The 24,217-nt window shown below is 38.5% G+C and carries 14 protein-coding genes; 8 read left to right on the forward strand and 6 right to left on the reverse strand.

Annotated elements, in window-relative coordinates; all coding sequences use genetic code 11:
• Positions 1-7: 7 nt before the first annotated feature.
• Both DHD80_RS13490 and DHD80_RS13495 read right to left on the reverse strand, forming a co-directional pair.
• Complete coding sequence (locus DHD80_RS13490) at positions 8-823, reverse strand: endonuclease/exonuclease/phosphatase family protein (protein ID WP_251741940.1); 816 nt, start codon at positions 821-823, stop codon at positions 8-10.
• A 12-nt stretch (positions 824-835) separates the two neighbouring features.
• Positions 836-2,659: a glycoside hydrolase domain-containing protein gene (locus tag DHD80_RS13495; protein ID WP_251741942.1), complete on the reverse strand. Its 1,824-nt coding sequence runs from the start codon at positions 2,657-2,659 to the stop codon at positions 836-838.
• A 667-nt stretch (positions 2,660-3,326) separates the two neighbouring features.
• On the opposite strand from DHD80_RS13495, the gene DHD80_RS13500 reads away from it, so the two are divergent.
• The 8 genes from DHD80_RS13500 to DHD80_RS13535 all read left to right on the forward strand — a co-directional run bounded on the left by DHD80_RS13500 (position 3,327) and on the right by DHD80_RS13535 (position 11,781).
• Complete coding sequence (locus DHD80_RS13500) at positions 3,327-4,466, forward strand: SIS domain-containing protein (protein ID WP_251741944.1); 1,140 nt, start codon at positions 3,327-3,329, stop codon at positions 4,464-4,466.
• Positions 4,463-5,389, forward strand: a complete 927-nt coding sequence (locus DHD80_RS13505; RefSeq protein ID WP_251741946.1) for a PfkB family carbohydrate kinase — start codon at positions 4,463-4,465, stop codon at positions 5,387-5,389. The genes DHD80_RS13500 and DHD80_RS13505 overlap by 4 nt, the downstream gene beginning before the upstream one ends.
• The gene (locus DHD80_RS13510; RefSeq protein WP_251741948.1) at positions 5,379-6,323 is read left to right on the forward strand and encodes a carbohydrate kinase family protein; all 945 of its coding nucleotides are present in this window, start codon (positions 5,379-5,381) and stop codon (positions 6,321-6,323) included. The genes DHD80_RS13505 and DHD80_RS13510 overlap by 11 nt, the downstream gene beginning before the upstream one ends.
• Before the next feature lies 1 nt (position 6,324).
• A complete protein-coding gene (locus tag DHD80_RS13515; RefSeq protein WP_251741950.1) occupies positions 6,325-7,146 on the forward strand; it encodes a class II fructose-bisphosphate aldolase in 822 nt (273 codons plus the stop codon).
• A 34-nt stretch (positions 7,147-7,180) separates the two neighbouring features.
• A complete protein-coding gene (locus DHD80_RS13520; protein WP_251741952.1) occupies positions 7,181-8,179 on the forward strand; it encodes an amidohydrolase family protein in 999 nt (332 codons plus the stop codon).
• A gap of 175 nt (positions 8,180-8,354) precedes the next feature.
• Positions 8,355-9,119 (forward strand): transcriptional repressor AgaR, encoded by a 765-nt coding sequence (agaR, locus tag DHD80_RS13525; RefSeq protein WP_251741954.1) that lies wholly within the window; start codon positions 8,355-8,357, stop codon positions 9,117-9,119.
• A 53-nt stretch (positions 9,120-9,172) separates the two neighbouring features.
• Positions 9,173-11,005: a sodium:solute symporter family protein gene (locus DHD80_RS13530; protein WP_251741956.1), complete on the forward strand. Its 1,833-nt coding sequence runs from the start codon at positions 9,173-9,175 to the stop codon at positions 11,003-11,005.
• A 122-nt stretch (positions 11,006-11,127) separates the two neighbouring features.
• The gene (locus DHD80_RS13535; RefSeq protein WP_251741958.1) at positions 11,128-11,781 is read left to right on the forward strand and encodes a CBM9 family sugar-binding protein; all 654 of its coding nucleotides are present in this window, start codon (positions 11,128-11,130) and stop codon (positions 11,779-11,781) included.
• Between the two features lie 314 nt (positions 11,782-12,095).
• Here DHD80_RS13535 and DHD80_RS13540 read toward each other — a convergent pair whose 3' ends face one another.
• The 4 genes from DHD80_RS13540 to DHD80_RS13555 all read right to left on the reverse strand — a co-directional run bounded on the left by DHD80_RS13540 (position 12,096) and on the right by DHD80_RS13555 (position 24,183).
• Positions 12,096-14,231, reverse strand: coding sequence for a thioredoxin domain-containing protein (locus DHD80_RS13540; RefSeq protein WP_251741959.1), 2,136 nt, complete (start codon positions 14,229-14,231; stop codon positions 12,096-12,098).
• A gap of 318 nt (positions 14,232-14,549) precedes the next feature.
• On the reverse strand, positions 14,550-17,939 hold the full coding sequence (locus tag DHD80_RS13545; protein ID WP_251741961.1) for a VCBS repeat-containing protein: 3,390 nt from the start codon (positions 17,937-17,939) through the stop codon (positions 14,550-14,552).
• Between the two features lie 276 nt (positions 17,940-18,215).
• Positions 18,216-22,661, reverse strand: coding sequence for a choice-of-anchor J domain-containing protein (locus tag DHD80_RS13550; protein ID WP_251741962.1), 4,446 nt, complete (start codon positions 22,659-22,661; stop codon positions 18,216-18,218).
• Positions 22,662-22,737: 76 nt separating this feature from the next.
• Complete coding sequence (locus DHD80_RS13555) at positions 22,738-24,183, reverse strand: sulfatase (protein WP_251741964.1); 1,446 nt, start codon at positions 24,181-24,183, stop codon at positions 22,738-22,740.
• Between the last annotated feature and the right edge of the window lie 34 nt (positions 24,184-24,217).

The following is a 24,217-nucleotide window of genomic DNA, read 5'->3' on the forward strand; positions in this document are numbered from 1 at the left end:
AGGTTTTTTATTTTTTGGCGGGAAGTAACTGCAACACGCTTAAAAAGGCACTGTGGTCTGAAGCTATGGAATCCTGGATAACTTTAGTTTCCAGTACTTTCCATCTATTTTTCGGGTAAAATAGAATGTAATCTATTTTCACCTCCGGCTTGTTGGAGGGAAAGGTGGGTCGGGGTGAGTTTTCATCATAAGAAGACCCCCATTTTTCTTTCAATAATTGGATGGTTTTACTGGTGGGTACATCATTTAAGTCGCCCGCGAGAATGGTCGGGTAATTGTCCGTGGGAAACAGTGCGTTTAAGCTTTTGGCCTGTTCATATCTATCTATTCCATCGTTGAGGTGATCAAGGTGCGTTCCTATAAACTGTATAGTATCGCCAGATTCTAAGACCAAGCTTGCCGTTGCGGCGGCTTTGGGCTCATTTCCCTGAGAATAGGGAAGGGGGATATTCTGCGTTTTTACAAAACTTTGTTTAGATAATATAGCTTCTCCATACTCCCCGCCGTCGTAACCCATGGCTTTAGCGAAAATGGAGGTCATTTTGGTGCGCAGAGCCAATTCGGTGGTCAAATCCATCTTGTGCGCCCGGCTTGTTTTAAAATCCACTTCCTGCAGGGCCACCAGATCCGGGTTGGCATCGTTGATCACTTTTGCGATTGCATCCAGATCAAAACTGCCATTTGTGTTTGCACCATGAAGTATGTTGAAGGTCAGGACACGGAGCGTGTTATTTTTCGCTGAATTTTTCTCCTGGCCATAAGCTTCTACTGTGAAGGCCAGGATCATGATCCAAAGGAAGTGGATAGGAGGTTTAAATGTCATCCTTTGATTTTTTTAGAAGGAATTGATTGTCATATTCGCTTTTTTTACCACTTCAGAAGCAGGGATGTCGTTGAGGTTTTTTCGGTCGAAAAGTTGTAAGCTTTCCTCTAATTTGTCCAGGGCCTTTTGATTGTTGCTGCTTCTGAATTCTTCTCTTAAAATTTGGATCTTTTCATAAGCCTGGATACCGGCTAACAATTTTTCGAACCTTATCGAAGTTCTTCCACCGGGATATACAAAATAGGTATCACCAGCTGCCCAGGTCGTAAATCGACTGTCCAAAAGAGGTTCCAGTACCCAGCTGGCATAAGCCCAACGCAGGTAACCATCCATGTTTTGAGCTGCGGCATACCAGCCGTACCACTCTGTTTCTGCAGGCGGACTGAAAGTGAAACTATTTGGGGAGGCCTGGGAACAACTGGTGTAAAAGGTGCTGATCTTGCCTTCTTGTTGCCTTTTTTCTTTAACCTCCTCTGGAAAAGATTCATTCAGAGAGAGACAATAATCATCTATCTCATTAAATATTTCGGGATGCTTTCCCCCGGCAAAGGAAATTTTAAAATCCTTATCGGCAGCTTTGATCACTTTTATGGTTTTCTGCATTACTTCCATAGGGCGTTCATCCATGGAGATATAGGTTTTTTTAAACCAGCCTTTTTTCTTTAAATGTTCGGAAAAAGCTGTGAGCATCGCTCCCCACATTTCGGCATAAGCTTCTTCCCCCGGCTGGGTTTCTATGGTTTTCATTTCATTGGAAGCCTCGTCAAAATATTCGAAAGACAAGCGCCAGGGCACCATAGAGTAGCAGTTGATTTGTTTAGTCACCCCCATTTCCATCATAAATTCCACCCATTTATCAAAAGCATCAAAACCAAATTCCCAACTGCCATTTATCTTACGTTTCCAGGTGATCATGGATTGAAATGGATCCTGGGTTTGACCATTCCAGGGTTTGTTCATTATAGAAGCCGTGATAGATTTTCCGCCGGCATTTACATAATGCTGAATATCGTGTTCCATGGTTTTAAAATGGGCGTCGCTCCAGAGTTCAGTTTGATAATAGCGTGCGGCAGCATACGGGTTTTGCCAAAGATCGAGGTGAAAATTCCAATTTTCGGGAGCGGGTAAAATCCGATCCGATACAGAAACAGATAATTTCAATTTTTCAATGACATTGTTACCATCTTTTATTTTTACAGTACCGGTATATTTTCCCGCCTTCGTATTTTGAGGAACCCATATCCGTATCCATCCTGGGCGACTAGTATTTTGAGGTACAGCTAATACTTTCGTAAGATGATCAATAGGATCAGCAACCAGCGTTGAATCAAATTCTGTCAAATTTCGTTGCCCACAACCCCCTTTACCATCCTTGTTAAGCTCATCGGTCATTACGTAACGTACAAAACCACTAAAAATATTAGACTTATCGATTTTTTGGGAGCTATTTTTATGGTGAACTAAATCAGATACCTCAAAAGAAAGCTGAATTGGTTTCTTGTAAGCCGAGACTATAAATTGCGCAGAAACCCGTTCCCCTTTCCAGGCAGAAAGGTTTATTAGACTTTTTGTTTTATCAACCGGGGCTGGTTCTTCTTTTTTATAGCGTGTATAAGTGTTCCCCCAGCTAACTTTATTTCGCTTTTTCTGCTCCCATAATGCTGAGGGTGTAGCGGTAGGGTTTGGTAACTCCATATAGGTTTCCATCGGAAATTGGGGCTGCCCGGTTTTTAGTCCAGAATGGGTAATGCCTTCAGGGAGTTGGGCGGTCCCTTTTTCCGTTACACATAATAGTGAAATAACAAATAAGGCGAATTGAATATTTTTTGAATGCATAAAATAAATCTTGAATTGTTTAGGTAGGTTATCAAAATCCATTTTGGTGTCTTACCCGGATTTTTTTAGAATGCAGAATTCATTGGAGTAAAGTTATCAAAAAAGCCACAATTCTTTCGTTAGTAATCATCTTTTGTCTGCCCCTCGAATGATTTCATCATCGATTAATATTATTGGCTGTTGCATCGGCTATGAAAATTATTTTTTTTAGTTTTACCTTACGTTTTTTGTTATTATATACCCACTGGTTTTTATACTGGTCTTGAATTCCATCTTAAACGACATGTAGTTATATAAATTTACTTATCGTTTGATGAGCATTTTCCATTTTTTGATCTTTTTGTTGCGTTTCTGTATTTTGTGATGAGTTCAATTGTGCTTTAAGATTGTATTTCCTAATCAATGATTCTTCTTTTCTCGTTCTTATAGTGCTTTTTTAAAATAAAAAGAAGCATGAAAGTTCGTTCTCTATAAAGAGAAAAATTACATATAAACCATAAAATAAATATAAATATTTGCGAAATAGTAAAAATAGAAAATGAAACCTATAAAAGTTTCGAAATATTTGTTTTTTCTTGTTTTTTTGAATTTTTAGTAGTTTATTTGTTATTATATAAGTTGAAGAATTGTAATTTTCTCATTAGTATTAAGTCAATCCAAATTGAACATGCAGAAAAAAAATATATATACCCAAAAGGAAATCCAGGGCCAGCCATTATTATGGAAGTCGGTCTTTGATTTGCTTATTTCAAAACAACAGGATATAACCAAATTTTTATCGCCCATTTTAGAAATTCCAGATCTTCAAATAGTGCTTTCCGGGGCTGGGTCTTCGGCTTTTATTGGTGATGCCTCGCAAGGGTTGGTACAACAGGCTACGGGCCATTCTACCAGAGCAATAGCTACTACAGATATTGTAACTCATCCGCAATTGTTTTTACAAAAAGATAAACCTGTACTTTTCGTTTCCTTTGCCCGATCGGGTAATAGTCCGGAAAGTGTAGAGTCGGTAAAACTTGTGGATGATTTTTGTCAAGAAGCCTTCCATTTAATAATTACCTGCAACGAAGTTGGTAAATTGGTTAAATACGCCAGGCAGCATTCGAAAAAGGCTTATGCCCTCTTATTGCCTGAAGAAGCCCACGATAAAAGCTTGGCAATGACAGGTAGTTTTACTTCTATGCTTTTAAGTGTTTTACTAATCTTTCGAAAAAATAAATTAGAATCAGATAGAGAGGAAATAGAAAAAATAAGTTGGCAAGGAATTAAAATATTAGAAACACAAGAACTGTTTAAGAAAATTGCCGCAAAAAATTTTAATAGAGTAGTGTTTTTGGGGTCTGGACCCATGTTAGGAATTGCCAGGGAATGTCATTTAAAATTACAGGAATTAACTGACGGACAAGTGATTTGTAAACATGATTCTTTTCTTGGGTTCAGGCATGGTCCCAGAGCCGTAATTGACGAAAATACCTTAATGGTGTATTTGTTTTCTCCAGTTGATCACGTGTATAAATATGAACTTGATCTTGCAAAATCTATCTCGGAAGGTCCGCACAACACTAAATGCATTAGTATAGGTAGGGGAAAAGAAGAAGGACTTAATTCATGTTTGAATATTGATTTAAAACTGGAACAGAATGAAGAGTTGGCCATTATTCCTTATACCTTGATAGGACAGCTTTTAGGTATGTACAAATCCCTTGCTCTTAATCTTGACCCTGATAATCCTTCCACATCAGGAGCGATAAGCCGGGTGGTAGAAGGCGTAATTATATATGATTATCCAAAAACCTTGCAGGAATGATACTAAGCCTTTGTCCTAATCCATCGATAGATTCTTATGCCTGGCTCGAAAAATTTGAGACAGGAGGGGTGAACCGTATAGATAGAATAATTGAATACCCCGGAGGTAAAGGTGTGCATGTGGCAATAGCTCTTGCAACACTCGGTGAAAATTCACAACTAATGGGTACATGGGCTGGAGGTGCAGGGCAATGGATAAAACAAAAATGTGGAAAGTTGGAAGTGGAATGTAGCGGTATAGAATTAGCCGGTAATAATCGTAAATGTTACACTTTTAGATCGGAAAGGCCTGATTTTGATAATTCTGAATTATTAGAACCCGGTCCTTCCTTTACCACTAATAAATGGATAGCTTTTATTAAGCTTTTTGAACTGCACATTCCAAATGCGAAATTAATTTGTATGTCTGGCTCATGGCCTAAGAATGCTCCATTAGATGCATATGCACAACTTATTTTAGTCGCGAAAGAGAAAAAGGTTAAAACGATACTAGACTGTAGTGGAGCTCAATTGACCGAAGCCCTTGAAGTTGGTTTTTTCGGACTTCATTTGAACGAATTTGAAGCTGAGAAGCTTTGTGGTAGCCAGGACATTTATCGATTGCTTAAAAAATTAGAGGATAAAGTGGAATTGGTGGCACTTACCCATGGTAAAAAAGGACTTCTCCTGGCCTACCAGGGTCAAATAATTTCGGCCAATGTAAAGATAGATAAAGTGATAAGCAGTGTTGGGAGTGGTGATTGTCTTACCGCAGGGATTGCCTATGCAGTCTCAAATGGACTATCTGTTGAAGAAATAGCTGCATACGGTGTGGCATGTGGTGCCGCAAATTGCTTAACGGAAGATCTTGGAATGATAGATAAAGAAATTGTGGAGAAATTACTTCCACAGGTGAGTATAAAAACACTTACAAATGAAAGATAAAAAACTACTGATTGTAGGTGAGCTTAATGTTGACCTTATTTTAAATGATATAGGGGGATTTCCTAAAATTGGAACTGAAATTGTCGCCAATCAAATGGATTTTACTTTAGGGAGCTCTTCGGCAATTATGGCCTCCAATATTTCAGTAATGGGTACTAAAACTGCATTTTGTGGGAAAATAGGACTGGATAGGTTTGGTGAATTTGTGCAGGGAGAACTTAAGAAAAAGAATGTGGACACCCGGTTTATTTCCAATTCCCAGAACCATAAAACAGGGATTACTGTGGTGATGAACTATGATCAGGATCGTGCAAACGTCACCTATTGCGGTGCCATGGAAGATTTAACAATAAAAGATATACCATGGGATACACTAGGCCAGTATGATCATCTACATCTTTCCAATTACTTTCTGCAAAAAGGAATTCAAAAAGATATCATTCAGGTATTTAAGCAGGCAAAAGAAGCTGGACTCACAACTTCCCTCGACTTACAAGTGGATCCCGAAAATAAATGGAATTTTGATTATAAAAACGTATTGCCTTTTGTAGATATTTTTCTTCCGAATCAATCTGAATTATTAGGATTAACAGGCATGAAAAATTTAGAATCAGCTATTGCAGAAATTAAACCTTATGTCAATACTATTGTTGTAAAAATGGGATATGAAGGGGCAATGCTTATTTCAGAAGATAAAAAATATACGTTGAAGCCTTTTTTGAATAAGAAATTTAGAGATGCTATTGGAGCGGGCGATTCATTTAACGCTGGGTTTATCCATGAGTATTTAAAAGAGGCATCCTGGGAAGAATGTTTAGAAAATGCCAATCTCATGGGCTCCCTTAGTACAACTTTCGCCGGAGGTACTGCAGCATTTACTTCTACTGACGAAATACAGGAAAAGAAACAACAAATCCAGAAAAAAGAACTATAACATGAAACTAAAAGATCAACTGCAGGAATTTACAAGTCTGAAAAGAGGCCTGTTAGCTACAAATTTTTATAATTTGGAAACCTTGCATGGGGTCCTTCAGGCCGCATCAGATCAAAATGAACCCATAATCCTTCAGCTTACGCAGAGTTCCATTGATTATATGGGACTTAAAACTGCAGTTAATTTGGGGAGATCTGGACTGGAACAGTTCGGGGTAGAAGGTTGGATACATCTAGACCATGGGGGTTCTGTGGAATTGGCACAACGCTGTTTGGATGCCGGATTTGATTCGGTCATGATAGACGGAAGTGAGCTTAGCTTTGAAGAAAATATTAAGATCACCAGTGAGGTGGTAAAACGTGCTAAAAATTACGGAGCTCATGTAGAAGCTGAATTGGGATTTGTTGCAAAATTAGGGCAATCCCACGGGCAGCAAGGGTTTACCCAACCGGAAGAAGCTAGAGAGTTCGTAGAAGCAACAGGAGTAGATGCCCTTGCAGTTGCCATTGGAACGGCACACGGTTTCTATAAGGAAGAACCCAAACTTGATATTAACCTACTTTCAAAAATTGCTGAAAATACACCGGCTACTTTGGTATTACACGGTAGTTCTGGTGTTCCTCATGAACAGGTCCAAAACGCGATTTCCAATGGAATATGTAAAATAAATTTAGCAACCGAAATCAAGAATATTTTTATGAAGACCTTGAAAAGTCAGCTCAGCAATAATGAAGAAATTGATTTAAGAAAGGTGTTTCCTGTAGCAACTTCTGCAATTACGGGATTGGTAAAAGAAAAACTTAGAATGGTGAGGAATGACTAAAAGAATGGTTTAATTTTTTAACAGAACGATTATTATGATAGACAATTTTATTGATGCCCACGTTCATTTGAATACACGTTCTACTGCTAAAATTGAATTGGCTAAAGAATGGAACGCTGGCTTTTTATCCATAAATACCAATATTCCTTTTTTTGAGAGTCTGGAGAAACAGGAGGAAGTAGTACACGATCTTCAGAAGAAATATCCAGATCGAATTAAATTTATCACCAGTTTTGATACCCAATATTGGAATACTGAAAAGTGGCTACCCCATGCTTTAGAGCAAATTAAAAAAGGAATAGCTCATGGCGCGACTGGAGTGAAAATCTGGAAAAATATAGGAATGGATAAATCTGTTAAAGATGCTAACGGAGACTTTGTAATGGTGGATGACTCCAGATTTGATACTATCTACGCTTATTTGGCTGAAAATGATATTTTGCTGATTGGTCACCAGGGTGAACCCCGAAATTGCTGGCTGCCATTAGAAGAAATGACCGTTAACAGTGATAGGGAATACTTTTCTTCACATCCTGAATATCATATGTACAAGAACCCTGAATATCCTTCCTATGAGAAGCAAATGTTAGCTCGGGATAATATGTTGAGAAAACATCCCAATTTAAAATATGTGGGATTACACCTCTTTAGTATGGAATATAGTCTTGATGAGGTAGCGAAACGTTTGGATAAATTCCCGAATACAAAAACTGACCTCGCTGAACGGATTTGCCACGTGCAATTACAGGCAATGAAAGACCGGGAAAAGGTAAGAGAATTCTTTATTAAATATCAAGATAGGATTATATATGGTACCGATGTGATTGATGATGGTTCCATGGATGAAAAAGATCTTACAGAAAAATTTAAAACACTTTGGCAAAACCACTGGAGCTTTTTTGCTACATCAAAAGAACTTTCTGCACCAGAATTTAAAGGTGTTTTCCATGGTCTGGAATTACCTCAAGACGTATTAGGAAAAATCTTTAGAGAAAATGCTAAAGAAACATATGGGTTTAAATCCTGTAAGTAAAAATAACAAAAATTGATTAGATCTTCTTTGGATAGAAAAATTCTAGTCTTATGAAAAAGACAAAAATACACAAAGAGCACACCTTCACATGGAATTTATTTGAGATAGTCTAAAAATGCGAAACTTTACTAACTTGCGAAGTCTTATGTTAAAGGATTAATTAATTTTTGTATCTATGAAAAAAACAGCATATCGCAGATCTCTAATTTTAGAAAAATTGGATGAAACTGGTCAAGTAAATGTGAATGAACTCAGTGAATTATTGGGGGTGAGTGAAGTTACTATCCGTAACGATTTAGATAAACTTGAAGAAAATAAACTACTCATTCGTGCCCATGGTGGTGCTTTTAAAGCCAATAATATTGCTTTAAATGTTTCAGAAAAGAAAAAAATAAATCTTGACTTGAAGCGTCTAATCGGGAAGAAGGCAGCAAGCTTAATTAAAGAAGATGAGAGTATAATTCTGGATTCTGGAACAACTACTTTTGAGTTATCTAATAATCTCAAAGATTTTGCAAACTTAACAGTAATTAGTAATGCTCTGGATATAGTTAATAATTTGTCCCAATATAAAAACCTGGAAATATTTATGCCTGGTGGGTATTTGAAAGAATTTAGTATGTCTCTAGTGGGACCTATGGCCGACAGGAACTTCAGGCAATTATACTGCAATAAGTTATTTCTTGGAGTAGATGGGATTAAGGAGAATTCAGGTATTTTCACTCACTATATGGAAGAAGCTTACCTTAATCAGGTTATGATAGAGGTTGCTGAAGAGGTGATAGTGGTTGCAGACTCTTCAAAATTTAAAAAATCAGGATTGGCATTTATTTGTGGATTTGATAAAATCCATAAAATTGTGACAGATAGTAATGTTGAACCTGAGATGTTGGAAATAATGAAAAAAAATAATATTGAGGTTCTCCTTGCGGATAAATGATCCTAAAAAAAAACTTTAATATATCTTAATCAAAAATAAATCAATTTTAATTTATGGTTTCATTAAGTACTTTAGATTATTCTATTATAATTGCATTTTTTGCTATTACAATAATTATTGGACTTATTGTTTCCAGAAAATCAGGTAAAAGTTCTTCTGAATATTTTTTATCTGGCCGGACGATGCCTTGGTGGCTACTAGGAATCTCTATGGTAGCAACAACTTTTTCCACAGATACTCCTAATTTGGTTACTGATATAGTGAGAAAGAATGGTGTTTCTGGAAATTGGGTCTGGTGGGCATTTTTGATAACCGGTCTCTTAACTGTTTTTGTATATGCCAAACTATGGAGAAGATCCAACGTAAATACCGATATCGAGTTTTATGAATTAAGATATGGAGGAAAACCTGCTAAGTTCTTAAGGGGGTTCAGAGCTATCTATTTGGGGGTTGTTTTTAATATTATGGCCATGGCGGCAGTTACACTAGCTGCAATCAAAATAGGGCAGATTATGCTTGGTCTTAGTCCGTTAGAAACCATTGCCTGGGCAGGCTTGGTAACCGTAATATTTAGTACGATTGGTGGATTTAAAGGAGTGGTTTATACCGATTTTATATTGTTCTTTGCAGCAATGGCCGGTGGTATTGGAGCGGCTTATTATTGCGTGAACCTTCCAGAAGTGGGAGGAATGGAAGGTTTGTTGACGCATAAGGAAGTGTTGGATAAAATACATATTTTGCCAGATCTTGACAATACTGAATTAGTAGTTACCTTGCTTGTAATACCATTAGCAGTTCAATGGTGGAGTGCCTGGTATCCCGGTGCTGAACCCGGTGGGGGAGGATATATTGCTCAACGGATGTTAGCTGCCAAAAATGAGAACCACGCCATTGGCGCAACCTTCTTTTTTAATGCTTTACACTATGCTCTTAGACCCTGGCCATGGATACTTGTAGCCTTATCGTCTCTAATAGTTTTTCCTGATATAGCCAGTATACAAGAGGCATTTCCACATATTGTAGAAAGTAAATTAGGAGATGATTTGGCATATTCAGCTATGTTGACTAAATTACCCAGTGGATTATTAGGCCTTGTAATGGCTTCTCTGGTTGCAGCTTATATGTCTACTATCTCAACCCATCTGAATTGGGGATCGTCTTACGTGGTTTTTGACTTTTATTCTCGATATATTAACAGAGATGCTTCCCAAAAAAGATTGGTAAATGTTGGTCGTATTTCCACGGTACTATTGATGTTAATTAGTGCCTCTCTTGCTCTTGTACTTACGAATGCCTTGCAGTTATTTAATATAATTCTGATGTTCGGTGCTGGAACAGGTCTCATTTTTATCCTGAGATGGTTCTGGTGGCGTATAAATGCGTGGAGTGAAATAGCAGCGATGGTTTCATCCGGGATAATATCTCTACTCTTTAACTTCACGCCTCTTGGAGGATTGGCATTTGGTTTTGAAAATGAAGCAGGTAGGTTTACAGAAGGTATTTTGCCATCTTGGTCAACTTATCCAGTGGTTGTATTGTTCACTACTATAATATGGGTAAGCGTTACATTCTTGACAAAGCCTGAAGATGAAAAAACTTTAAGGAGTTTTTATAAAAAGACCCAACCCGGTGGTCCTGGCTGGAAAAAGGTTATCAATAGTGCAAAAGCGGAAGGAAAAGATATAGATAATGACGAGAAATGGAGTGTTCCTTCCGGAATTTTAGCTACTCTGGTTGGATGTTTTGTAATTTATGCCCTGTTGTTTGGCACTGGCTACTGGATTTATGGAAATTATACCTACGCAATTATTGCTTCTGTCCTTGTCATATTTGGTTCCATTGTACTAATTAAACTTTGGCTCAAAATAAAGTCAAATATTTTATAAGTCTTAAATTGGTATAACCATTAAATGGATTTTCTTATCCAGACTTATAGAGCTAAGAAATGGGTTCCGGGTACTAAAAAATCTTTAGAAGTATTTCTGAAAAGAACAATTATTGATTAGTTATGGCAACATCAAAGTACAGGGTTAGACATCTTCCCCAGAATGTAATAGATTATTCAAAGAAATTCGGAGAATTTCCCTGGATTCAAGCAAATGTTTTAGTTGATTTTAAAAATCCTTGGAGTTCAAAAAAAGTTCCAAATACAGAATTTCGTGCCCTTTGGGATTCTAAAAATTTATACTTCCGATTTGATGCTAAGGATAGTTCAATTTATATCAATGAGAATGATAATAGTGTTGAAAGTATAGGGTCATCAGATAGGGTTGAGATATTTTTCAGAAAAAATAAGGACCTTGATCCTTATTACTGCATGGAAATAGATCCAAAAGCAAGAATCATGGATTTTAAGGCCCGGCCCAATAGAAATTTTAACTTTCAGTGGAGTTATACAAAAGAGCATTTAAAAGTCACATCCCAAATGACAGAAAAAGGATATTCAGTAGAGGGAACGGTGAGTATAAAATTTTTAGAAAACTTTGACCTTTTACATAATGGAATTATAGAAACCGGAATATATAGGGCAAAATATATAAAACAGAAAGGAACAGGTTATCAACCCACCTGGATTACCTGGATAGATCCTCAAGTGAAAGAACCTGATTTTCATATTCCTTCTTCCTTTGGAATATTTGAGCTGGAAAAAGGGGAGCTATAGGCTGTTATTAATCTGTTGATATTAAAAAGAATGCATTATACATTTTATTCCATGCAACCTGGCTCTTAATTATAATACAAGACCAGTTTTGATCAACCTTTTTATTTTTTTATTTCAATAATGCCAAAGATATCTTCCTGAGGTAAAAGTAAGAAAATACGTTTACATATTAATCAATAGACAAGGTAGGGCGCTTATGAGGTCCCGGTTTTATATACACAGCCGGATAAAAAGTTCTTTTTTAATTATTAGAAACGATAAACCAATAAAAATCACCTACTTGTTTTTAGCTATTTACTTCCTAGATCACTTTATTATTTCCATAGTTTTAACTTATCTTCAAAATCATTTTGTTGATTTTCAAGAAGATTGAAGGCCGCTTGAATTTCAGAAACCGGATATTTACACGTTTTATTTTGGCAAATGTAGATCAAGGTTTCTCCTTCGACAAGTTTACTTTTTAGGAGGGGCAAATTCTCGCTTTCCCCACCCAAAAATATAGCGGTTGGCAAATATTTGTTTTGAAGGAGGTTATTTTTTACAGCAGCTTCTTCTCCTACCACCGCGATCTCATAAGTTCCAAACGCCTTTCTACCCAATAAATTCACCCAGTTTGCATAATAAGAGGGATTGGTAATAATTTCACTGTAAACCCTTTCCAGCATGTTTTTACTCATTTCCAGGTATTCCTTATTTTCGAGTAAATTCCCTAAAACATACAGGTTATGAGCCATAACGGAATTGGAAGACGGTAAAACATTATCATCAATTTCAACATTTCTCACTATTAGTTCACTTTGATTATGGTTTGTATAGTAAAACAAAGTTTGAGTGTTATCTCTAAAATTTTTAATAGTATAATTAGTTAGGTCTTCGGCACTTTCTAACCATTCTGGATCAAAAGTTATCTGGTATAAATCAATATAAGCTTCAATTAAAAAAGCATAATCATCTAAAAATCCGGACACTTGTTTTCCGCTATGTTTATAGCTCCTCCATAGGCCGCCATCCGCCTTTAAAGTATTTTTTCTTAAAAAGTTACCTGTTTTAATTGCTTTTTTCAAAAATTTGGGATTGCCCAGAGCTGTATATGCATCAATATAAGCCTGTATCATGAGTGCATTCCACGAGGTAAGGATTTTATAATCAATGGTTGGTTTTATCCTCTTTTTTCTTGCCATCAATAGCTTATTTTTTGCAGCATTCAAAGTAGATAGAAATTCTGGATACGAAAGTTTCCTTTTTCTGCTAAAATCATTTGCGGAATATCGTCTGTAAAGAATATTCTTTTGTTTTTCCCAATTACCATTAAGCTCTATATTGTAATAATCTGAAATCAAATCTACTTCACTAGGTTTCAGTAGCTCATTGATTTCTTTAAAAGACCATACATAGAATTTTCCTTCCTCACCATCGCTATCGGCATTGATAGAAGAAAAATAACCTCCTTCATCATTAGAGAGCTCCCTTTCCACGAATGCAAGACTCTGCTCAATGGTTTGTTGATATTCTTCATAACCTGAAACTTTGTATGCCTTTGAATATAGGCTTATCAATTGTGCATTATCATAAAGCATTTTCTCGAAATGCGGAATCATCCATTTCTCATCAGTTGTATATCTGGCAAATCCTCCTCCCAACTGGTCATACAAACCTCCTCTGACCATCTTATTCAGAGTGGTATTCACCATATCTAAAGCTTCCTCATTGCCTGATAGATAATAATATTGCAAAAGTGCGCTCCAGGAAACAGGCATTGGAAATTTTTGAGCCTCTCTATATCCACCATTTTGCTTGTCCCAACGTTTTTTCCAATTATCGAGCAGAGTGATATAATTTTCTTTGGAAGAAGAGTAATCTGCAGTATCAACATTCTCTATGCCATTTGTTCTTCTAATATCATTAGTTAAATCTTCAGCGATTTCAGTTATTTTTGATTTATCGTTGCGGTAAGTCTGGCTAATCTGTCGTAAAATTTTCTTCCACTGGGGTTTAGTGAAATAAGTGCCCGCAAAGAAAGGCTTTCCATTTGGCAAGCTTATAGCATTTAGAGGCCAGCCACCACTTCCATTTAATAACTGAGCTGCATGCATATAAATTTTATCTATATCTGGTCGCTCCTCCCTATCTATTTTTATAGAAACAAAATTTTTATTCATAATTTCCGCAACAGTAGAATCCATGAAACTCTCTTCTTCCATTACGTGGCACCAATGGCAGGCCGCATAACCAATACTGATAATTATAGGCTTATCTTCTTTTTTTGCTTTTTCCAGTGCTTCGGGACTCCATTCGTACCAGTTAACAGGATTATCTGCATGCTCCAACAGATAAGGACTACTTGCCTCGGCAAGCCTATTTTGTATTGTTTTATTTTCTTTTTCAACATTACATGAAAAAAGAACGGAGAAGAGGATAATACCCAAAATTGAATTAAGAAAAACTTTCATTGTCTCGAATCTTTTTTATTTTCTTTCCGTTATTTTAAACATACTTTATTCCTTCAAACACTATATTCAATTGAAAAAAGCCATAGCTTTCCAACTACTGGAATAAGAAAAAATTATCTCTCTACCTTTCTTTGAAGATTGATGATTCTATATCTTCACTTCTATTAAAGGAACTTTAACCATAAATTTAGTCAATGAAAATACAATGATGAACATTTCCTATATCAATTCTGAACTTGGATTCAGAGGGCAAAGTATTCAAGTTCTTATTAATATAAAAGATTTAAAATAATACAGATATTATTTTATTGTCTGAGATTAGTCGGTAGATTTATCGGCGTAAAATGTAAACCATTTGAAATTGCTATTGTTGTTGACAACGAGTACCGACTGAAACTTTTGATGTTGTAATAATTTTAAGGCTCTAACGTCTTGATCGGCATAAAAACCAGTCTGTGTATTGGGGAGATACTCAAATTCGCCCTTTCCTTTACCTTTTAGAAAGGTACCGGTCCCCGCATCCGATCGAGTTGTTTCTACCTCGGCCTGATAATTGTTTCCGGCCAGTAACAAGTCTTTAATCTGGTCACCATCAAAATCCTCGTAAATAATACTATTGATGGGAGACTGTTGCACCGATATATGAAAAGGCTCAAATTGGAAACCCTTACCTTGTTTATTCCAGAAAATTCCGGATCTGAACTCGTTTACCTCGTAATGCAGTGCATTTTCTAAGGTAGTTCCTAAAATTCCAGCTAAATCCTTTGAGGCAAAATCCTTATATGTGGGAATCGAGTTTCTTAGACCAGGGATTTGTTGGGACGAACATCCTTTTCCACGAACGGGTACTTGACGATCTTTGTAATACTTAGCCAACATAATATCGGTCGTACCATTGGAATCAAAATCGGAGGTGTAGACGTGAAAAGGTTTTTCGGAGGATGCGTGAAATTTGGAGTTCAACCCTAAATTGCCGGCAATTATATCCTCATAGCCATCACCATTTACATCGGTTACCTTAATTGCGTTCCACCAACCGGTAGTATTTGCCAAAGTAGGATAGGCCTTGGATTGGTTCAACCTGCCGGATTCGTTTTCAAATACCTTGATGCCGATCCATTCGCCCGTTACTATTAGCTCTAAATCGCCATCCTTGTCCAAATCTTTCCATTGAGCTGCAGTTACCATCCCCGGTTTCTCTAGGTCAGGTGCCAGGGGAGGTGTTCCAATATGAAATTTGCCTTGATCGTTAATTAAAAGATAGCTCAAAGGGGCGTAAGGATAAAGGCCTGGAATGACTCTTCCCCCAACAAAAAGATCCATATCCCCATCACCGTCAAAGTCGGCAGGGCAGACTATAGAGCCTGAAGAATGAATTTCAGGTAGAGTACCGGGTTCTTTCTTGAATTTTCCTTTTCCATTATTTATGTACAGCCTGTCCTGAAGTAACGGCGAATCCGCATTAAATTCATAACTGCCACTTACTACATAGAGATCCTGATCGCCGTCATTATCGGCATCGAAAAAAGCCGCATTTACATCTTCGTACTCCCTATCCAGATCGAAGTCCGGCTGCGAGCTTGCCTGAAAATTTCCGGAAGGATCTCCTTTCCATAAGGTTGCGGGCATTCCTTGGCCTCCCCCCACGTACACATCATCTATACCATCCTGGTCCAGATCAGAAACTGCCACTGCGGGCCCGGTTTGAGATAGTTTGTGCGGTAATAGCAATTGTTTTGAAAAGTCGTCAAAGGGAATATCCACGTGAGCCATTTCAACTTTTTTTTCGGTGAAAATAGCATCCTCTTCTTCGGTTTCTACTAGATTGCTTCCTTTAGGTGGGAGAATGGCATCGGTATATCGTACTTCTACCAATTGGTTGGTGGAGACATCGACTAATTTCTGCTGTTTGCCATCTGGCCACAAAATTAAAAGGGAGTGGATTGTTTCCATTTGGCCTAATCCGAAATGTAAACGATTGGAAACCGAGGACAAAAAACCTCTACTATTGGTCAGTTGGCGTATCTGCACCATACCTTCTTTTGACATTAATCTTGCGTTTGTCCCAACCCCAAACGGATTTTTATCCGGTCCCTTAAATTGGATTTCCAGATAGTTTCCCAGTTCCATTTCTCTGGAATTGTTTTTTAGTATGGATGCCTTTTCCTGTATATTATTGGTCACAAGATCAAGATCCCCATCATTGTCCAAATCGGCATATACAGCTCCATTAGAGAAGCTAACCTCTTGATCTGCCCATTTATCGGAAGTATCTTCAAAAGTTCTATCCCCCTGGTTCCTATAAAAATAATTCTGTAGTTTTTGTTGGGGAAGCATTTGGGTGTACTTTAGGAACTCACTATCCGTAGGACGCTTTCCTTTAGCTCTTATCTGCCGCAAGATTTCGTTGGTCATGTCTTGATCAATGACATCCCGGAAAACTCCATTAGTAATATAAATATCATTATATCCATCAAGATCATAATCGGCCAGCAAGGCTGACCAACTCCAATCGGTATGGGCGATGTTGCCCATGAGACCGATCTCGCTATAGGTGTTGTTGCCATTGTTCAATTGCAATACGTTGTGCATATACTGGTAATGATATTCATTGGCTACCATTTTTTGGAACTTGTCTATCGAAGTCATGGCCATGGTGGTCTTAGATCGTACGTAATCTTCGGGACTCATATCGAGCACGATTATATCATTTAGGCCATCGTTGTTGATATCCCCGATATCTGAGCCCATGCTATAATAGGAAGTGTGTTTGGCAATGTCTTTTACACGCTCCGAAAAAGTTCCATCGCCATTGTTGATGTATGCAAAATCAGGTATTTCAAAATCGTTGCTCACATAAATATCCGGCCAACCGTCTTGGTTAAGATCGCCCACCAAGGCATTAAGCCCAAAGCCAATGTCTGGCATGATACCCGCTTGAATTGATATGTCTTCAAATTTACCTGAGCCGTTATTTCTGTAGAGTTTATCGCTTCCCTTTAATGCAATGGTCTTTGGATCTGTTTGAACAGCTTTTAGATCTTTAATTTCTCTGTAATCTCTTGTAATTACAGGACTATTGGCGATATATACATCCAGGTCGCCATCCTTGTCAAAATCAAAAAAAGCGGCTTGAATGGACCGGTTACTGTCGTTTAGGCCGTATTCTTCTGCCTTTTCGGTAAAGGTAAGATCGCCATTGTTGATATAGAGCAGGTTGGTCAAATGGGCATCCTTGTATTTTCCTGCTCTGCAAATATAGATGTCCAAATTACCGTCTGCATTGATGTCCACCACTGAAATACCTGCATCAAAACCTTCGATGTCCTTTAAACCAGATGATGCTGTAATATCCTCAAATTTAAGATCACCTAGATTACGATAGAGTTTTTCAGGGCCTTGATTGGAGGTAAAAAGAAGATCGATGTTGCCATCGTTGTCAAAGTCTGCGGCGGCCACACCACCACCTATATAAGAGTAAATATACTTATAATAATGAAAGTCTTCAGATTCTTGTAGTTCGTTCTTAAAGCTAATCCCGGAATAATTTGCCGGAAGAATCTCGAACAATTTCTTCTCTATATTCTTGGGGGAATCGTCTGTGCATCCCAAAAAGACAAAACTCACAAAACCGAATACGAACCGGAGATGCAATAGCTGTTTTATCTGTCTAAAAATATCTACGTTTCTAATACTGATTTTCAGCATTACACTTTTATTTATTAAATAGGAAATTCTTAACCTTATAGATAAAAATAACAAAAACGAGTCTAATCCACTCTAGTTACATATCTTCAGAATGAAATCGACGGTATAAGTTCCCTCTTTATTTCTTTTGCCTAATATCATCTTTTAAAAAAAGCTAGGATTAATATAGTATTGATATGAAACCACCCCGTTTTTTGAAGGGGGTGGTTAAACCTGGATATTATAAGAACCATTAAATCTATTGCTTTAGAGTTCACTATGCCAGAACTTAATTTGTTACTTTTTGATGAACAATTTAGATCGGGTATTCCCTGCATCGTCTGTAACCTCAAGAATATAGACACCTTCATTTAGACTCTCAACTTGAATAACCAATTCCTTGGACTTTAAATTAAACTCTGAGAGTTTAACATTTCCAAAATAATCATAAATTACATAACTGGTAATTATATTTTCCAAATGGGCTGTAAAAACTGAAGTTGTAGGATTGGGGGATATTATTAATCCAATACCTTGTTTACTCAATTTGTCGTCTTCTTCTGAAAAATCTACTATTATTTCAACAGTATCAAATTTTTCACTTCCTTCATCGGTCAAGGTTATAACGGTGTTGCCCGCAGATTTACCTGTAACCTTTCCTTCCTGATCTACTGTTGCCACTGCCTCATTATTAGAGCTCCAAACCAGGGAAACTTCAGTGGCATTATTAGGTGTTACAAAACCTCTAAAACCATAGGTTTCACCAACCTCTAAATACTGAGTAGCAGAAGGAGTAATATGGACTTTTTTAGCTTCCTTGGTTTTTATCAAATCAACTTCTACCGGCATAGCCTGCTTCACCGTAAACTGGAATGTGGTGGTGCTGTCTGTAGAGTTCACTTTCGTCACCTGTGAATTCGATTTTGAAAGGGACCATTCATCGCGCAAAGTTAATTGAATATTCGTTGTTTGAGCCGGTTGATCGGACCGGGATTCAAATCCCAGGTCGGGATTTGTCATTGACAGTAAAATATGTTTATTGTCAATTTCTTCATACATGACCAAACAAGGCGTATCGTTGGCTCTTATTGCTCCATAGTCCAGTTCTGACGATGCACCAAACAAAGCATATCCCCACATATTCTTCTCATTATGCTTTACCACGTGCCTTTCCGAAGATTTCTCCAAAACGGTATAAGGTTTTTCGGCAGCAATTGCTTGCATTTCGTTCGCTGTCGCATTGGGCTTTATAACGTATTCATATCCGGTATCGGTAGGATTGGTACCATGGTCAATGTACCCAAGAGTATAGGTGCCTATTTCATTGTCATGATAAGCATTTGGATCGGTCTCATTTTCGTTAGGTGTTTGTTGATCGCCCTTCCATATTTTTAGGTCCCCGCTGCCCGATACCACATAAAAACCGGTATTGTAGTCACTAATTACCCAGTTATCCTGTGTGCCCGGGAAACTGTTTTCCCCTGTTCCGTAAAAGTCCGAATTTACCGTTGCACCGCTCTGAACGTCTGCCAGGCGTTGGTATAATGTGGTCACAGTAGGGTTGCCGGTATCATTGTTGGCAATACCAGATCCCAGACTAACGATCAGGTCATCAAAGGCAAAGTTTGATTTTTTGAAGGAAAAGCTGGCATTATGGGTATTTGGACCAAAAGTGGTGCCAAATCCTTGGTTTTCTTTTTCCTGAAAATCCATCGCAAATAGACCGTAGGTGCCAAAATTTTCCTTAAGAGCCCCTATAGTTTTCCCTTTGTTCTTGAATGCCAGGACTCCTACGAATCGTTTTTGTTGCAATTCGTCTATCCGTGAACGCTCGCCGTGGAGTTCCTCCCAGGGCAGTACTATGGTTGTGGCCCCTGGATTGTAGTTCCAGTTCCAGGTTTCTGCATCAAAACCATTTTCGCCCAGTTCCGTACCTCCAGGATACATGATTTCCAATGCACCATAACTTTGATAGCGCCCATAGCGGTTATTGGCGGGATAAAGTTCAGCACCCCACATATTGTTGCTAAAACCGTTCATAACTGCAACCCAGTTGTCTTTTCTATAAACCCCCGCGTGAGCGTGGTTAAACTGAATAAATCCTTCTTCAAAGGGAGTGACCGTAGTATAATTGAATTCGAGATTATTTCCCCAAACCCGGTTGTAATATCCTGCCAAAAGTGGATCGGCGGTAGGGAGGCCCAATATTTTTCCCCCGCTAATTGCCAATTTTGAAACTTCATTTTTTCCGGTGCTTACTTTTCTTAGAAAAGGTTTTCTGCCGGCCATGGACAATGCCCTGGTCTGCGCATCGTTTGAAAACATTTTCTGCGCATAAATAGCATCTCTTATTATGTAATAATACTCTTGATCTATCTGGAACTCTGTATCGTCAAATGCCTCAATAATATTAATCGCTGATCTAAAAGCATACATATAACTGTCATAGGCCGTCCAATGGTGAAATCCTGTTCCATCGGGTTTTACCCCATCACCAGTACCATGGGAATAGGTGAAGAAGCGTTCTAAATAACGTTTTCCGGCTTTCATATAACGTACTTTTTCTTCCTCGTTATCGGGATATCTAAAGCTTCCGTATAAGACCATTTGTTCACTCATATTGTACATCCAATCGGTATTATATTCTTCTCCTTCTGAATAATCACCCCAAAAATTTTCAAAATTCCTCGTGTGGGCATCGAGAACATATCCAAACTGATCTTTTAACTCATCTGAAAGATAATCTTTCAAATACATGGTAGGTCGGGAAAAATTCACGAAATCATAAGCGTTTCCATCCAATAAAATAGTCCCTCTACAAAATTGTTGCGATACCAGGGCGACCACATTGGATGCCTTTTCGGCTATAGCATTATCGGTAGGATCTACAAATTTGAGATGTTTGGCAAAGGCAGAAATAATACTTCCGGAAGCGCCAAAGTTGGTATCTTTTCCGTTCACCTCGTTGCCATTTTTGCTAATGTTTAGATTATCATAGTCTTCCAGTGCCTGGTCAAACTGATTTTGAAAATTGTTGTTGGGAGCAGTACCCAGATAAGTATCTGAAAGCGTATTGTAAACCTTTTCGGCTTCCACGACCTGTTGTGCCGTAACTGGCGACAACGGAATATCCGGTTCAACATCAACACCTTGGGCACAGGCGGAGTCTAATGGTGCCGGAGCGATTTTCATGTTCAGCGTAGCCCCGTTGATAGTGGCCCAGTCAATGCTGAAACTACGCACGGGGTTGCCATCATCCGATCTTAAATATCGTAGTTGCAGTTCGTCCCCGTCATCGGAAGCTTGTGTTACATATGATAACGACATCGGTGCAGTTCCGTTTGCCGGAACCACTGTCCTTCCCGTGGAGGCCAGGACTACATCGTCGGTGCTGTTGTAAAGCTGCATGTCGGTTGCTACGTAGGAATTTCTGGTATTGAAAAGAACTGATTCTATCTGTAAGGGTTCATCTGCCACCATCGGGCAGTCAAAGGTATAGAACGCCCCTTGTTCCTCATTTGTGCCAGACGACAATGAAACCACGGCCAAGGCACCATCATTCGCACCATCGCCATTATCGCCATCATCGGTCACTTCATTGATGGTTACATCTCCTATCCTTTCCCAACCTTCTTCATTACCTGTATTATCAAAGCAGGAAGAGTTTTCAGGTGTTGTTATAGTGATATCATCCACATGGAAATTACGGCTGGCATTTGAGGTACCATCAGAGGTGGCTTTGAACGCAATCCTTACATCTGCATCCCTATAAGGATCAAGGTTTATAGCTCCGGAAGAATATCTTTGATAATCAGCTGTTTCAGGTTTAGTGTAGTCCAGTTGTGTCCATTTGGTAGTGGATACGTCGCCTGTATAGGAAGTTGTTATCCACAAGCTCATTTCATTGGAATTTGAGGTACCATATCTGTATGCAGATAGGAATGATAATTCTACATTCTCCGTCGTTTGCAAATTGAGCGCCGGGGAAACCAGCCAGTTTTCGGTTTCACTGCCGTAATCTTTATTACTTCTAATCCTCGCATAGCTGCCCAGGGCATCACTTCTATATTCCCAAACGCTTGTTCCGCCGCTTACCTGGATGGAAGTCCAGTCCGCCAGACTGCCTCCTTCAAAATCTTGTGAATAGGGAAGACTGGTTTGCTCATTTGCTTGTTCGCTAATTTGAATATTGTCAATCCGCCAATTTCTGGTGGCGTTAGACGTGCCATCTGCAGCGGCTTTAAAGGCTATTGTAACCTGTTGGTTTTTGTAAGCGTTCAAAACCAAAACGATGGATGTACTGGGATCATCCCAGGAGGACGAGGCAGGAGGCACGTCAAAAGGCAATTCTGTCCAGGTTGCTAAGGAAATATCCCCATTATAATCTGTAGAGATCAATACCTGTAATTGGTTTGAATTTGCGGTGCCATACCTGTGCTGAAGGTCGAAGGTCATTTGAACAGCATTGGTAGCTGTCAGATCAACTTTTGGAGAAATTAGCCAGTCCTCATTAATTTCTTTTTGCCCCTTGAATTCGGCATACCCATTGCCATTGTAAATTTGCTGGGACCACACACTGTTGCCAGAAACACTTACCGGAGTCCAATCATCAAGCCCGGTTTCAAAATCCTGTTGATATGGTAAGTTGTTGGTGCTTGTGCTACTGGGCTCAATGCCAATTACGGTTTTGCCATACGTATGGCCTACCGTGATCAGTAATAGTAATAGGAAATAGTTTTTCATAATATTTGGTTTTTATTTTCCGCCAATTATAGACGGCGGCTCGGGTCTTTTTTTGATTTTTGATTATTAGAAGGAATCATTCATTTTTAACAGGTAAACGACTATTGGTTTTTATTATATTTTCTTTCAATTCTTGTTTTAGGGTCTCCACTTTATCAGGATATTGGTGAGAGAGTTCTTCGTCTTCGCCTATATCGTCCTTCACATTGTACAATTCATAGCTATCGTTTTCGTAGAAATGAATTAGTTTCCAATCCCCTTCGAGTATTGCGCTACCGGGGGTCCATCCGCTGCCATGATAATGGGGATAATGAAAGAATAAAGCTTTTTGGTCCGGTTCTTTCCCTTTTTCTATCAGGTCATACAAACTGGTACCATCCTTATGCTGTTCGGGTATCTTCGGGATATGTAAATAATCCAGGATAGTAGGGTAGAGGTCCATACTGATAACAGGTGTCTCCAACATCTGTCGCTGTGGGTTTTCTTTAGGGGGTTTTATGATAAGGGGTACCCGTATTCCGCCTTCATAAGCCCATCCTTTCCCGGCTCTTAAAGGTTTAACTGCAGTAGGAGCAGTGCCCCAATCCTGTTCCAGCGTTGTAAGGCCTCCATTGTCCGAGGTAAATATAATGAGGGTGTTTTCTGTAAGATGGAGGGAGTCAAGTTTATTCAGCAATCTTCCCACATTCTTATCTAAAGCATATACCATTGAGGCATACGCAGCATTAACCTGGTTTTGTACTGTATATCCAAGTCCTTCTTTTTGCATTTGAGGTTCACTTTCCCCTAATCTTTCTTTCTTTTTTTGAAACTTTTCAATATATTCTTTGTTTGCCTGAATGGGGGTATGTACAGTATAGAAGGATAAATGAACATAAAACGGTTCATTTTTATTCCTTTCCATAAAATTAATAGCCTCACTGGTGAGCCTGTCGGTAAGGTATTCCCCTTCGGGCCCATCCTCCAGCTTTTCATTTTGATATGGGGAATAATATCCCCCTGGCGGCTGTCCGTAATGAGAGCCGCCCAGGTTGATATCGAAGCCTTGATCTGTGGGTAAATAGGCATTACCTCCCAAGTGCCATTTGCCCGAAAAAAAGGTTTTATAGCCATTGTCTTTTAATGTTTCGGCTATGGTTATTTCTTCTATTGGCAAATGGTTGAGGTCATCTGGCCCTAAGAGTTTTTCGTTTTTTGGGTCGTCCCCGGGGATCCAATCTGTTATTCCTACGCGGGAGGGGTACTTCCCTGTAAGGATTGCCGCCCTGGTGGGGGAACAAACAGGGTTTGGGGTATAAGCACTGGTGAACCTGGTTCCCATTTGGGCAAGCCGGTCAATATTAGGCGTTTCATAAAAGTTACTACCATATATTGATAAATCTTTCCAGCCAAGATCATCAACCAGAAGAAAAACGACATTTGGTTTTATATTCTGGTTCTTTTTCGTTACAGCGGATTTATTTTGTCCGTTTAAAGAAACAAAGAAGAATGAAACCACTAAAAAAAGATATATTTTACTCATTTTTTTCGAGATATTTTTTCAGGTCTCACATTAT

The organism is Gramella sp. AN32, from assembly GCF_023718305.1.
Lineage (GTDB): Bacteria > Bacteroidota > Bacteroidia > Flavobacteriales > Flavobacteriaceae > Christiangramia > Christiangramia antarctica.

Bases quoted from the DNA above. Each gene is read 5' to 3' on its own strand.
- DHD80_RS13490 (WP_251741940.1), bottom strand. From the start codon at position 823: ATGACATTTAAACCTCCTATCCACTTCCTTTGGATCATGATCCTGGCC.
- DHD80_RS13495 (WP_251741942.1), bottom strand. From the start codon at position 2,659: ATGCATTCAAAAAATATTCAATTCGCCTTATTTGTTATTTCACTATTA.
- DHD80_RS13500 (WP_251741944.1), top strand. From the start codon at position 3,327: ATGCAGAAAAAAAATATATATACCCAAAAGGAAATCCAGGGCCAGCCA.
- DHD80_RS13505 (WP_251741946.1), top strand. From the start codon at position 4,463: ATGATACTAAGCCTTTGTCCTAATCCATCGATAGATTCTTATGCCTGG.
- DHD80_RS13510 (WP_251741948.1), top strand. From the start codon at position 5,379: ATGAAAGATAAAAAACTACTGATTGTAGGTGAGCTTAATGTTGACCTT.
- DHD80_RS13515 (WP_251741950.1), top strand. From the start codon at position 6,325: ATGAAACTAAAAGATCAACTGCAGGAATTTACAAGTCTGAAAAGAGGC.
- DHD80_RS13520 (WP_251741952.1), top strand. From the start codon at position 7,181: ATGATAGACAATTTTATTGATGCCCACGTTCATTTGAATACACGTTCT.
- agaR (WP_251741954.1), top strand. From the start codon at position 8,355: ATGAAAAAAACAGCATATCGCAGATCTCTAATTTTAGAAAAATTGGAT.
- DHD80_RS13530 (WP_251741956.1), top strand. From the start codon at position 9,173: ATGGTTTCATTAAGTACTTTAGATTATTCTATTATAATTGCATTTTTT.
- DHD80_RS13535 (WP_251741958.1), top strand. From the start codon at position 11,128: ATGGCAACATCAAAGTACAGGGTTAGACATCTTCCCCAGAATGTAATA.
- DHD80_RS13540 (WP_251741959.1), bottom strand. From the start codon at position 14,231: ATGAAAGTTTTTCTTAATTCAATTTTGGGTATTATCCTCTTCTCCGTT.
- DHD80_RS13545 (WP_251741961.1), bottom strand. From the start codon at position 17,939: ATGCTGAAAATCAGTATTAGAAACGTAGATATTTTTAGACAGATAAAA.
- DHD80_RS13550 (WP_251741962.1), bottom strand. From the start codon at position 22,661: ATGAAAAACTATTTCCTATTACTATTACTGATCACGGTAGGCCATACG.
- DHD80_RS13555 (WP_251741964.1), bottom strand. From the start codon at position 24,183: ATGAGTAAAATATATCTTTTTTTAGTGGTTTCATTCTTCTTTGTTTCT.